We start from the raw sequence: 12,042 nt of genomic DNA, 5'->3' as shown, positions 1-12,042 counted from the left end.
CTCTCCCACCTGTTGCCGCCCATCCCAGTTCACCGGGAAGACCCTCATTTCCTACGGCATTTCCGCACCACTTCGATCCCCCCTGAAACACCAGGGAGGGGACAACCCCACAATCCTTCCGCAGTCCCTCACCACCGATTTTCGCCACCGCTCACCGAACCCTCCGGAAAAGGGCACACGAATGTCCCAGAGCCCGATTGGAGCAGACCGGCAGCAATCCCGGACAATTCTCAATTCCGCACAAAACCTGGTCACCACCAATGGAGCCACTCATTTAAGTGATTACTTATTTAATTGGCCGGCCGCGAAGCGCATGGAGGAGTCAGGTCACCCCTCATAATCGGAGGACAGTGGTACACCTGAATCCCGGAATTTGAACCATGGAGAAATAGAACGGGAGGCTTATTCATAGGCCGTTGTAGAACATCATTCCGATGATTGCTCGGATGACGTTTGTGAAGTCCTTGATCGGGCGGCGATATCTGGTTTTAAGGATGTGCCAGTTCTTCAGGTGTGCGTTCACTCGCTCGATGACGGCCCGGTAGCTGTTGACCTGTCGGTTGTAGTCTTTGTCTTCTTCAGTCAGGCTGCCGTTTTTAGGTTTCCGGATCGGGTGCGTGCAGCTCCATCCGATGTAGCCTTTGTCGGCTCTTCAGGATTCAGGGTGCGTAGGTAGGTAAAACCCGGGCGAGAAGGAGCCACTACATATAGGGGTACCCCGGTGATAGATGATGAAGGTGTCTAAGCCACACCAAACTATCCCGAGGTACCTGTGTCCAAGCCTACCGGCGACCTGATCGCTGACGTTATCTGCCGCACCGCCGAATTGGGGGTGACTATCACCGGAGCCGGCGTCGACGACGCGGACAACACCGTGATCACGGCCCAGGCCCTGGACTACAACGAACACTGCCCGGACTGTGGGTTCCCCGGCAGGCTGCGCGATCACACTATCCGCAGGCTGATCGACCGGCCCATCGCCGGGTACCCGACCCGGTTGCGAATCCAGGTACCCCGCCTGCGGTGTGGCAACGACACCTGTACCAGGAAGATCTTCACCGCCCGGCTGTGCTGTGCTGAGTCCAGGTCCAAGATGACCACCAGACTAGAGACCTGGATCGTCAAACGGATCGTGACCGACCAGATGTCCGTGTCCGCCGTCGCCCGGGCCCTGGGCGTGGGGTGGCAGCTGGTCAACGACACCGCGCTGGCCTACTGCCGGGCGCTGACGGTGGACGATCCCGACCACCTGGCCGGGGTCACGGTAATTGGTGTCGATGAGCACAAGTGGAAACACCGCCGCGGTCAGGGTGAGGCCAGCTTCGTGACCGTGATCGTGGATCTGACCCCGATCGTGAACACCCCACCCGGTGTCAAGCCTGGCCAAGCGCGATTGATCGACATGGTCGCCGGCCGGTCCAAGCAGGTACTCAAGGACTGGCTTGAACAGCGTGACCAGGACTTCCGTGACTCCCGTCCAGGTCGTGGCGATGGATGGGTTCACCGGTTATGCCAACGCCATCCACGAAGCCCTCCCAGAGGCAACGACGGTGATGGACCCGTTCCACGTCGTGGCGCTGGCCGGGGACAAGCTGACTACGTGTCGCCAACGAGTCCAACATCAGGTCACCGGTCGTCGCGGGCGTAGCAAGGATCCGCTGTATAAGTCACGACGGGCCCTGTTGACCAGGGTCGGGTTGCTGACTGATAAGCAGCGGGAACGCCTTGAGGTGTTGTTTGACGATGCGGATGACACCTACATCGCCGTCGAGGTCACCTACGACGTCTACCAGCAGATCATCGCCATCTATGAGCAGAAAGACCAGAAGCTGGCGTCGTTCGCGTTCGAGAGGTTGATCGAGAAGATCAGCACGACACTACCACCGGGACTCAAAGAACTCGGCGAGCTCGGTCGTACACTGAAACGCCGACGAGATGACGTCCTGGCGTACTTCAAGCACCGGGCATCCAACGGACCGGTCGAGGCGATCAACGGTCGGCTGGAACACCTCCGTGGGATTGCACTAGGGTTCCGCAACCTCGACCACTACATCTTGGTAGTCATTGTTGCACTCCGGCGGACTCCGGAAACTCGTCAACGCACTCTAAATCCTGAAGAGCCCCTTTGTCGGCGGTGACGTTCCAGGACTGCCCTTCGGGGGCGGGGAATTCAGACTCCCGGATGCACCGGAGGTCGTGCCAGGACCCGGGTTTCGGGTCGGAGACCCACATCAGGTGTCCGTCGAGATCACAGGCGACCTGGAGGGTGAGCCCGGTGGTCTTGTGTTTCCCCGAGTAGAGGTCGTGGTGGTCTCTCCAGTCCCAGCAGGTCACCAGGGTGCCATCGACCACGAGTGTGCCGGCAAAGGTCTGGAAGTCTGCGGGAGTGGGCCGGTGTTTCTCGAGCAGGCCAGCGATCAGGTCGGTGAAGGTGCTGATGATGCGGGAGACGGTGGGCTGGGAGACGCGGTAGGTTGTGGCGAGTGCTTGTTCGGTGCGGTTTTCGCTGAGGTAGTCCAGGGTCAGCAGGACACGGTCTTCCACGGTCAGAGTGCGCTGGCCGTAGGGCACATCGGCGAGCTGGTCGCAGTGCTCGATGGTCTCGATCAGGCCGAGTAGTTGTGTGTCATTTAGTGGGGCCGTAGTCTTGGTGGTGGGACTGTTTGTTGGGTTTTTCTTCACACATTAATCGAAACAGGCAGTCCCTTTTTATGCGTTCACGACACGCCACACGAGCGGCGATCGGACTGGGAGCGCTAAACCCCTATGAATAAGCCTCCGGGGTCAGGACAATACTTCCGGGATAACCGATACTTATCCGGGGATATTTGGACCAAGAAGGTTTCCTTTACCGGAGCAGAGCCGCATATTAGCTTCCAAGTGCGCTGCCAGCTTTTTCAGATACTCTAAAGGAACGACTAATTCATTAAACAGGGACAATTTCCAGGATTGCCATATCCACCCCTGGAAATGTACAATTTGTGCACTATCGGGACCATTCCGGAGTAATAGAATGTCTTAAGATCGGGAGGATCCATATCCCGTTTCAAAAGTAAACCAATACCTCCTTATCGGCCCAGGGAAACAACAACAATTTCACAAAAGTCGGTAACCCCGCATCAGGAGAACTCATGGCACGTCGCGAAGTCACGCAGTATTTCGATGATCTAGACAGCACCCCACTCGGCGAGGAGGATCTGCACATCGTGCGATTCGGATTTGAGGGAACGGACTACATCCTCGATCTCTCGGAGCAGAATGCCCAGAAATTTCAGCAACTGATGGAGCCTTACGTCAAGGCCGCCCGGAAGATGTCCACCCCGAAGGCTCCGCGGCGCGAGAGCGTCAGCACCCGCGGCAATTCCCGCGCCATCCGGCAGTGGGCCCAGGAACAGGGCATGAAGATCGCCAACCGCGGCAAGATCCCGCACGAGATCATCGACGCCTACCACAAGGCCCACGCCTGAGACGGCCAGCGCGTGCCTGATTGCCGGGCGGTCCGGTTAGCCGGACCGTCCGTTTTTCAGTTCATCCGCTGGCTAGAGCACGCCCAGCTCACGGGCAGAGGCTACCGCCGAGGTCCGGGAACGGACCCCCAACTTGTCATAGATGTGGACCAGGTGGGATTTCACGGTCGCCTCACTCAGCAGCAGCACCCGGCCGATCTCCCGGTTCGAGGCCCCGCCGGCGACCAACTTGAGCACCTCCAGCTCCCGGGGCGTCAGGGAGGTCCGTGGAGTGCGCACCCGCGTCATCAGCTTGTCCGCCACGATCGGGGAGAGCGCCGAATCCCCCTCCGCGGTGGAACGCACCGCAGCCAGCAGCTCCGTGGGTGGGGCGTCCTTGAGCAGGTACCCCACCGCCCCCGCCTCGATCGCGCCCAGGATATCCGCGTCCGTGTCGTAGTTGGTGACCACCAGGACCTTCGGCGGGTTACTCATCGAGCTGAGGATCTTCGCGGTCGCCTCGGCTCCGGTCATCACCTGGGTGCCCTGAGGGCCCGCGCCGAACCGCAGATCCATCAGTATGACATCGATGCCGCCGGCCTGGGCGGCTGAGATGGCCGCTTCGGCGGTGGCGACCTCGCCGACCACCTCAACGTCCTCGGCGCTTTCCAGCACCGCCCGCAACCCGAGACGGACGATCTCATGGTCGTCGGCGAGTAACACGCGGATCATGCTGACTGAGCTCCTTTTCCCGGTGGCGGCGATCAGCCGCCAGGTCTGTGGCTATTACCTTATCTGTTGCCCCCTCCCGGAATCACGCACCGGGGCCCGTCCGTGTTGAGCCATCAGGGCCGGAAATCCCCACGATCAGAACCCTTCCGGGAAAGATTCCGCGGCGACGCCGTCATCCGGTTCCGCGGTGGAGCGCGGCAGGGCCACCGAGATCGCTGTTCCGGCCCCCGGCGCGGACTCCACCTCCAGCACCCCGCCCAGTTCTTCGGCACGCTGGCGCATCGCGGCCAGCCCCACGTGGCCGAGGCCGGCGGGCCGGTTGGCCACGTCGGCGGGGTCGAAGCCGCAGCCGTCGTCCACGACGTCGAGACGCACCTCATCCACCCCGTAGGACAGGCTGATCCGGCAGCGCACGGCAGCCGCGTGGGTCACCACATTCGCCACCGCCCCCTGGGCGATGCGCAGCAACGCCGCCTCCTCCTTCATCGCGAGCTGCCGGTTCGCGCCATCCACGTCCACCTCGATGTCCAGGCCGCTGGCCGCGCCGTGGTTCGCGGCGATGCGCTGGAGCGCGCCGTCGAGGGAGGCCGTGGAAAGCGCGGCGGGCTGCAGAGCGGCGATCATGGCGCGCGCCTCGCTCAGGTTCTCGGCTGCGGTGCTGCGCGCCAGCCGGATGCGTTCCAGCGGGGCGGCCCGGTCGGCGTCACTGAGTGGGGAATCGGTGAGCTCGCTCTCCGCCACGTGCAGCAGCATCTGGATGCTGGACAGCCCCTGGGCGAGCGTGTCATGGATCTCGTGGGCGATGCGCTGGCGTTCGGCGACCACGCCGGCGGCGTGCTGGGTCTCCGCGAGCTCGGAGCGGGTGGCCATCAGCTGGTCGATCAGGTCCTGGCGCTCGCGGTTGGCACGGGCGAGTTTGGTGAACGCGTAGTTGATGGCCAGGGTGACCAGAGCAGACACGCCCGGTCCCATCACCCCGCCCACGGTCAGTCCCGCAGGCACCTGCGTCAGGATGGCCACCGCCGTGGTCACCACCACGGCGACCACTCCCCCGATCCCGCCGATGATCTGCAGGTAGAGGAAGAACAGCGGGAACACCAGGTAGACCGCGACGGGCCCGACCGGCAACTGGAACACCCAGAGCACCGTCAGGGCGGTGACCCACGCCAGCTGGGCCTTCTGTCCCCACTGGTTCCACCACATGGCACCGAAGAAGTAGGTGAAGGCGAACAGCGAGCACAGGACGAGGTTGATAACCGCCGCGGACAGCGGCAGCCGCACCGAGACCCCCAGGGCCACGACCAGCAGCACCGAGGTCAGCACGTGGATGCCGCTGCGCAGGCTGATCTCCCCGCCGAACTCACGGGCACGGACTTCGTCTCCCCCACCGGGGGCCGGTGCGGCGGGGTCTGGGCTGGATTGCATGGCTCGTACCTTACCCAGTGCGGCGCCGCTGCCTGCCGCTTAACGACGCCGCGTCCCGCGGGTCCGCTCCCCCGCAGCGGCGGGCACTGTCAGACCGACACATCCGAGTACGGCATCAGGTCGGACACCCACGGGAAGATGACCTCCATCAACAGCAGGAACACCGCCGCCGCCACCACGACGGTGATGATCATCTTCACGGGCCACGGGCCGGGCAGGCTGCGCCAGAACCACAGGTACATCTAGTTTTCCTCCAGTACAGCCGGGCGGGCGGCGCTGCCGTGGTCCTTCAGGGCGGAGTCGACCAGCATCGCGTGCACGATCATCCGCTCGGTGTTGGAGAACTCCGGGTGGCAGGTGGTCAGCGTGAGCAACGCGTCCGGCTCCTCACCGGCGGACACGGTGTCACCGGGCACCGGGGCGATCACCCCGATATCCTCCGGAACGGTGATGTGCCGCCCGGCCACGGCCCCGTACCTGCCGGTGGCGATCTCCTCGGTCTGCTCCGGGGTGAAGCACTCCGCCGCCGCGGTGCGACGCCCGCTCCCGGATTCGTCGACGGGCAGTATCCGGTAGGTTTCCCAGGAGGTCTGGGTCTCCACGACGATTGCGTCGCAGACCTGCAGCTGCCCCAGATCATTGAAGGGGGCACCCTTGCCGATGCGGTGCCCGGCCACCGCGAAGTTGCCGGGCTGCCCCGGCAGCTGCGTCTCCGGGTAGTGCCCCGGACCGGTCCGCAGCTCGGTCTCCCCGGTGCCCTCCACCACGGCGTAGCGGTAATCGGGCCCCAGGGCGGGGATGTACATCGCGGCGAATGCCTCGCCGGGAGCCGGATCCGGGGCCGGCAGCGGGGCGTCGGCAGCCGGTTCCGTCCTGCTTTCCCAGTGCTGTGCCAGCTCCTGCCGGGCCTCGGCCTGCCGCCGCGCGGCGTCGAGGTTGGACCAGAAGGCCTCATAGAACGCGAAGAGCAGGGCCAGCACCCCGGCCGTCACCAGGATCTCCCCGAGTATCCGGGAGAACCGGGCCGGCCGGCGGCGCTCCCTGCACCGCCGATGCGGGCGGAGCGGCTGCGCGGTGTCGGCGCGGTTCATGGACGTCCTCCGGCGGGGCACCACCTGTCCGGCCGGGCGATCGGCCGGTTCGTGGGCGGGGGTAAGGGCACAGTACGATCTGCACCATAACCCTAACCGTCCCGGGCCTGCCGCCGGCATCTGCGCGATACGCGCCTACCCCCAAGGCGGGCTCCCGATCAGGAAGGTGGATCGGCCCGTGTTGCTGGACCTCTTCGTCTACCCGGTCTCCGGTGTCCTGAAGCTCTGGCACCTGCTGCTCCACGACGTGTTCAATCTCGACGACTCGGCGGCCTGGGTGCTCTCAGTGTTCGGCCTGGTGGTCGTCGTCCGTGGGCTCATCGCCCCGTTCTCCCTGATCCAGGCCCGCTCGGGCCGGACCTCGGCGTTGATGCGGCCGGCGATGCGGGCGCTGGAGGCCGAACACCGCACCAGGACGGACAAGGAGTCCGTCGCGGAATACCAGGAGAAGCGCAAGGCGCTCCAGGAAGAGTACGGCTACCGGCCCGCTGCCGGCTGCATTCCGCCGCTGATTCAGCTGCCGGTGTTCATCGGCCTCTACCGCTTCCTCCTGCTCATGGCCCGACCCACCGAAGGTCTGGGCGCCACCGAGCACGACCCCATCGGTTTCCTGTCCTCCGGGGAGGTCACCGCCTTCCTCGACGGCCGGATCTTCGGGGTGCCCCTGCCGGCCTATGTGGCCATGACCGCCGAGCAGCACGCCCAACTGGGAACCACCCGCGGCGATGTGCTGAGCGTTGTTCTGCCCCTGCTGGTGACCGCGATCTTGTTCACCACCCTGAACTTCGGTCTATCCATGTACCGCAATTCGCTCACTCTGGACTGGGACTCCAAGCTCGCTCGCGGGTTGAGCCGTTTCCTGGTGATCCTGTTCATCGCCGTGCCGATCCTGTTGATCACCCTCGCTCTCAACGGCCCACTGCCTGCTGCGATCGTGTTCTACTGGGTGGCCAACAACCTCTGGACGCTGACCCAGTCCGCTGTCATCCACTTCAAGGTGGAGCGGGAACTGCCGCTGACCGAGGAACACCATGAGCTCCGCCGCAACGGTCGGGCCGCGCACAAGGAGCGCCGCCGGGACACCAGGAAGCAGAAGTCCTGGGAGAAGCGGATGAAGCGTCAGGCCCGCCGGCAGCCGGAACGTCGGGCGGAGATCCAGGCGGAACTGGCGGCCCACGCCACGGCCCTGGAGGAAGCCGAGGCGGCGGAGAAGGCGGAGAACAAGCGTCTGAAGAAGGAGAAGTCCCGGGCCCGGATCGCACTGCAGCGGGAGCGGACGGCGCAGCGCCGGGCCGAGAAGGAAGCGAAGAAGGCGGGCGGGCGCCCGAAGGAGACACCCTCCGAAGGGGATGCCGCAGACCCGGACAACGCCGATAAACATGGCGGAGAAGACACCGGGGAGACCTGGAAGACCGGAAAGCCGCAGTCCGATCAGATGGAGTAGTCCGGCGGCGGCGCGGACAGCAGCTGCCGGGCCAGGTCCTTAGCGGTTTCCAGGGGCGCCGTGCTCTTGATGAGTCGTGCCCCGGCCAGCCCACCATCCAGGAAGAGCAACAGCTGATCAGCCTGGGTGGAACTCGGGTAACCGTTCCTGGCGGTCAGCAGCTCCGTCATGGTCTGGTGGCACCAGCGGCGGTGCGCCATGACAGCGGCGATGATGCCGTGCTCTGTCTCGGTTTCGGGACGGGGGTACTCCACCGCCGCGTTCTGGAAGTAGGAACCGCGGAAATCCTTGGCGGGCTCTTCCGCCAGGCACTGATCGAAGAAGGCGAGCAACTTCTCACCTGGATCGGTCAACTCCCGGGTGCGTTCCTGCCAGTCCTCCCGCCATTTCCGGTCCAGCTCCTCCAGGTAGGCGATGACCAGTGCATCCTTGGAACCAAACAGCGAGTACAACGATGCCTTGGCCACGTCCGCCTCACGCAGTACCCGGTCGATGCCGATCACCCGGATCCCCTCGGTGGTGAAGAGATTGGTCGCGCTGTCGAGCAGTCGCTGGCGAGGGCTCGGTCGGTTACGGCGCCGACCCGCGGACTTGGGCTTGCTGCTCCCGGCCATGTCCTGTCATGTCCTTCCCTGATTCTGGTGTGTGCGGTCAACCGCGGCGTAGCCTTCTGGCCTCGTCCCGGATGAACTCAACCTCCAATATAGACAAACCGGTATGTTCTTATCGAACCGGATCCATCGCAGGAAGTGAAAAGCCGCCCCGCCGGTAGCGCTACCGGCGGGGCGACCTGCAGTTTTAAGGAGTGGTGGGGCTAACTGACGGGGCGTCTATTTACGTACGACCAGACGCACCAGCGTCAGCAGGATCACTGCGCCCACCAGACAGGTGATGAAGCTGAAGATGATTCCAGCACCTTCGACATCAACGCCGAAGAGACTGAGCAGCCAGCCACCCAGGAGGCCGCCGACGACACCGACCACGATATTGAGCAGGATGCCCTGCTGGGCGTCAGTGCCCTTGATCTTCGAGGCGATCCAGCCAGCGATACCGCCGATGATGATCCAACCGATGATTCCAAGTCCAAGCATGTTCTGTCTCCTCACTCTAAGAGGTTCGAGTCAATCCAATTTCGGACAACCCGTCGGCGCATTTCGCCGACGACCTCAACCCCAGGTTTACCCGTAAGTGAAGGTACATGCATCCGCTGTTATGGAATCGCTGCCAAAAAGCAACCTCCGCCACAGGTCGTGACCTGCGGCGGAGGGGTCCACCGGAAACCAGACTATTATTGCCCGTTCTCCGGCCGAACCACCATCATCGGGCAGGGGGCGGACTGCAGCAGAGCACGCGAGGTGGAACCGAGCAGCATGCCCCGGAAGCCGCCGCGACCGTGGGAGCCGACGATCAGCAGCTGGGCGCCCTCGGACTGTTCGACCAGGGCACGAACCGGACGGTCCCGGGTGATGACCTTCTTGACCGGAACGTTCGAGTGCTGCTCAATCAGCGGCTGCAGGCGCTCAGACAGGAGCTCGGACTGCTCCCGCTCGACCTCCTCCCACTGCTGCTGGGCGGCCGAGAGTCCGGCGAGGGAGGCCTGCACCTGCATGTCCATCCAGGTGTGGACAGCGATTAGTTCACAGCCCCGGGCCTCTGCCTCAGCGAACGCGAACTCGGTGGCCCGCTGGGAGACCTCGGAACCATCGACACCGACAACTACCGGGCCGTACTTGGTGTCCTCGTTGACGGGATTATCATCGCGCACGACGACCACAGGGCAGGAAGCGTGGCTGACAACGGCAGCCGAGACCGACCCCATCACCATGCCGGACAGGCCACCGAGACCGCGGGACCCCATGACGATCATGGTCACGTCGCGGGACATGTCGAGCAGCATGTCGATGGGGCTGCCCTCAGCGATCGTGTGGCCGATCTTCAGCTCTGGAGCAACCTCATGGGCGATGCTGCGGGCTTCCTCGACCTTCTCCATGGTTTCGGCCTGGAGGTCATCGAAGAGCTCCTGCGGGGGCACCATGCCCTCGGCGTAGAGGAACTGCGGCATGGTGTAGCTGGAGGCCAGTCGGAGCGGAATGCCCCGCTTGTTCGCGGTGTTGGCTGCCCACCGGACAGCCACCTGCGACGCCACTGAGCCGTCTACCGCGACGACTACGATGTCTTCCTTCGTGGTCATGATGTATGCGACCTTTCTCGTTCGATCCATTGCACGGTGTGGCCGTGTGCTCTACTTCTCAAATCCCACGGTTTCCGTCTCGTCCTCATTGTATCCCGACACCGGTCACATTCTCCGCGAGTAGCAGAAACAACCCGAAAAATTCACCCCTTGTCCGTCCTGCTGCAATTGACAGTGGGACGGACAAGGGGTGAGCGAGATCCTGCTACGGTAATCGATGTTCTACATGGCATTTCTCAGAATGCCACTCACGGTGGCGGGACCAGATAAAGCAGATTTTATATATTTCAAGGTTTCATTTAGTCCGGGATGTCAACCGGGCTAGCCGGATCCGCATTCGACGGATAGGACAGGTTGTAGAGGACCTCGCCAATGCTGGCGATCACGGCACCGATGCCATCTGAGAAAAACTCGATAACCGGAGCAAGGATTTCATCAAAGTTCATGGTCAAAAGATTAGTACAACGGCGCGGAAAAAACCCGCCGCTGCCCATCCGGGACGGACTCAATGCCTCCCGGGTGCGCTTGCCCCTCGATTCCACCCCTGTTACAGCCCGGGAATTCGTGGATCATCTCATCGCCTCCCAGCGTCATCGACACATTGATGATGACCAAAAGGCACTCGACGCCCGCTTCCTGGCCGGTGAGGTGGTGGACAATCTGGGCCGAGCGATCGGTCCTGAGGAAGTGCTCGAGCCCGGCACCGACATCTGGTTCTACCGGGTTCCCGCCGAAGAGCCCCACGTTCCCTTTGAGTGCGTCATCCTCCACCGGGACGACAACCTGCTTGTGGTGGACAAGCCCTCCTACCTGGCCACGATGCCCCGCGGGCGGCACATCACCGAGACCGCTCTGGTCCGGATGCGCCGACAGACGGGAATTCAACAGCTCTCGCCGGCACACCGCCTGGACCGTCTCACCTCTGGCGTGCTCGTCTTTACCGCGCGTCCAGAGGTCCGTGGAGCTTATCAGACCCTATTCGCCCGTCGGGAGGCCATGAAGACCTACCGCGCAATCGCCGACTTTGACGCTGACCTCGTCCCCCACGAGGAACCTATTGTCTGGGAATCACGGATGGAGAAGACTCCCGGGTACATCAAGGGTGAAATTGTTCCGGGTGAGCCGAACGCCCGGACCCTACTGGTGTCCGCGGAACCTGTCGATGATGCGGATCAGGCACGGCTGGAGGCCATTCACGGCCCATTGCCGCGCCAAGGGCACTATGTACTCAAGCCAGAAACCGGGAAGACCCACCAGCTCCGACTGCACATGTGGGCCGCCGGCGTCCCGATCCTGGGAGACCCCGTTTATCCCCGCGTCTACAGCGAGGAAGAGGAAGACATGAGCGTCCCGATGCATCTGAACGCCTGGGAATTGTCATTCACCGATCCTCTGTCGGGTGAACAACGGACATTCCGGTCAGGCTTGATCTAAGCATCCGGCGGGCCAGCCCCAGCGAGCCCGCAAGGATCTAACAAGCCTCTACCCCGGTAAGCGGCGCCTCGGGGGGCTTGGTCCCCACACCAGGGACACGAAAGCAGTCTGGCCCCCGGGCCCCCACCACAACGCGGGGCCACGAGGGCCAGACACATGAAGTTAAAAGGTTGGCGGCAACCTACTCTCCCACACCCTCCCAGGTGCAGTACCATCAGCGCAAACAGGCTTAGCTTCCGGGTTCGGAACGGGACCGGGCGTGACCCTGCCGCAATAAAC

The 12,042-nt window shown here is 63.3% G+C and carries 12 protein-coding genes, 1 rRNA gene and 2 pseudogenes; 4 read left to right on the top strand and 11 right to left on the bottom strand.

Annotated features, from left to right (window positions below; translation table 11 throughout):
* Positions 1 to 406: 406 nt before the first annotated feature.
* Positions 407 to 637 (bottom strand): annotated as a pseudogene (locus ACQCVD_RS13445) (transposase family protein); the annotation flags it as partial.
* Between the two features lie 135 nt (positions 638 to 772).
* Here ACQCVD_RS13445 and ACQCVD_RS13440 point away from each other — a divergent pair.
* Positions 773 to 2,109, top strand: a pseudogene (locus tag ACQCVD_RS13440) (ISL3 family transposase).
* On the opposite strand, the gene ACQCVD_RS13435 reads toward ACQCVD_RS13440, so the two are convergent.
* On the bottom strand, positions 2,062 to 2,682 hold the full coding sequence (locus tag ACQCVD_RS13435) for a transposase family protein (RefSeq protein WP_426824283.1): 621 nt from the start codon (positions 2,680 to 2,682) through the stop codon (positions 2,062 to 2,064). The pseudogene ACQCVD_RS13440 and the gene ACQCVD_RS13435 sit on opposite strands and share 48 nt — an antisense overlap.
* A 449-nt stretch (positions 2,683 to 3,131) precedes the next feature.
* On the opposite strand from ACQCVD_RS13435, the gene ACQCVD_RS13430 reads away from it, so the two are divergent.
* Positions 3,132 to 3,467, top strand: a complete 336-nt coding sequence (locus ACQCVD_RS13430; protein ID WP_426824282.1) for a histone-like nucleoid-structuring protein Lsr2 — start codon at positions 3,132 to 3,134, stop codon at positions 3,465 to 3,467.
* Between the two features lie 72 nt (positions 3,468 to 3,539).
* On the opposite strand, the gene ACQCVD_RS13425 is transcribed toward ACQCVD_RS13430, so the two are convergent.
* The 4 genes from ACQCVD_RS13425 to ACQCVD_RS13410 all read right to left on the bottom strand — a co-directional run bounded on the left by ACQCVD_RS13425 (position 3,540) and on the right by ACQCVD_RS13410 (position 6,694).
* Positions 3,540 to 4,178 carry a response regulator gene (locus ACQCVD_RS13425; RefSeq protein ID WP_426824281.1) on the bottom strand — a complete coding sequence of 213 codons (639 nt, stop codon included), beginning with the start codon at positions 4,176 to 4,178 and terminating at the stop codon, positions 3,540 to 3,542.
* Between the two features lie 135 nt (positions 4,179 to 4,313).
* Positions 4,314 to 5,603, bottom strand: coding sequence for a sensor histidine kinase (locus ACQCVD_RS13420; RefSeq protein WP_426824280.1), 1,290 nt, complete (start codon positions 5,601 to 5,603; stop codon positions 4,314 to 4,316).
* Positions 5,604 to 5,692: 89 nt separating this feature from the next.
* Positions 5,693 to 5,845, bottom strand: a complete 153-nt coding sequence (locus tag ACQCVD_RS13415) for a hypothetical protein (protein ID WP_426824279.1) — start codon at positions 5,843 to 5,845, stop codon at positions 5,693 to 5,695.
* Positions 5,846 to 6,694: a class E sortase gene (locus ACQCVD_RS13410; RefSeq protein WP_426824278.1), complete on the bottom strand. Its 849-nt coding sequence runs from the start codon at positions 6,692 to 6,694 to the stop codon at positions 5,846 to 5,848. It lies immediately after the preceding gene.
* Between the two features lie 178 nt (positions 6,695 to 6,872).
* On the opposite strand from ACQCVD_RS13410, the gene yidC reads away from it, so the two are divergent.
* Positions 6,873 to 8,138 carry a membrane protein insertase YidC gene (yidC, locus tag ACQCVD_RS13405; protein WP_426824277.1) on the top strand — a complete coding sequence of 422 codons (1,266 nt, stop codon included), beginning with the start codon at positions 6,873 to 6,875 and terminating at the stop codon, positions 8,136 to 8,138.
* Here yidC and ACQCVD_RS13400 read toward each other — a convergent pair.
* The 4 genes from ACQCVD_RS13400 to ACQCVD_RS13385 all read right to left on the bottom strand — a co-directional run bounded on the left by ACQCVD_RS13400 (position 8,126) and on the right by ACQCVD_RS13385 (position 10,775).
* Complete coding sequence (locus ACQCVD_RS13400; RefSeq protein ID WP_426824276.1) at positions 8,126 to 8,752, bottom strand: TetR/AcrR family transcriptional regulator; 627 nt, start codon at positions 8,750 to 8,752, stop codon at positions 8,126 to 8,128. The genes yidC and ACQCVD_RS13400 overlap by 13 nt on opposite strands.
* A 216-nt stretch (positions 8,753 to 8,968) precedes the next feature.
* Positions 8,969 to 9,229, bottom strand: a complete 261-nt coding sequence (locus ACQCVD_RS13395) for a GlsB/YeaQ/YmgE family stress response membrane protein (protein ID WP_426824275.1) — start codon at positions 9,227 to 9,229, stop codon at positions 8,969 to 8,971.
* 197 nt (positions 9,230 to 9,426) lie between these two features.
* Complete coding sequence (locus ACQCVD_RS13390) at positions 9,427 to 10,329, bottom strand: universal stress protein (protein WP_426824274.1); 903 nt, start codon at positions 10,327 to 10,329, stop codon at positions 9,427 to 9,429.
* A gap of 299 nt (positions 10,330 to 10,628) precedes the next feature.
* Positions 10,629 to 10,775 carry a hypothetical protein gene (locus tag ACQCVD_RS13385; protein ID WP_426824273.1) on the bottom strand — a complete coding sequence of 49 codons (147 nt, stop codon included), beginning with the start codon at positions 10,773 to 10,775 and terminating at the stop codon, positions 10,629 to 10,631.
* Here ACQCVD_RS13385 and ACQCVD_RS13380 point away from each other — a divergent pair.
* Positions 10,774 to 11,763, top strand: coding sequence for a pseudouridine synthase (locus ACQCVD_RS13380; protein WP_426824272.1), 990 nt, complete (start codon positions 10,774 to 10,776; stop codon positions 11,761 to 11,763). The two genes, ACQCVD_RS13385 and ACQCVD_RS13380, sit on opposite strands and share 2 nt — an antisense overlap.
* Positions 11,764 to 11,931: 168 nt before the next feature.
* Here ACQCVD_RS13380 and rrf read toward each other — a convergent pair.
* A 5S ribosomal RNA gene (gene rrf / locus ACQCVD_RS13375) occupies positions 11,932 to 12,042 on the bottom strand; the annotation flags it as partial.

Origin of the sequence: Corynebacterium halotolerans (assembly GCF_050107895.1) — a bacterium.
Lineage (GTDB): Bacteria > Actinomycetota > Actinomycetes > Mycobacteriales > Mycobacteriaceae > Corynebacterium > Corynebacterium halotolerans_B.
The sequence above is the reverse complement of the archived record's forward strand: the minus strand, read 5'-3'. Positions and strand labels throughout refer to the sequence as shown.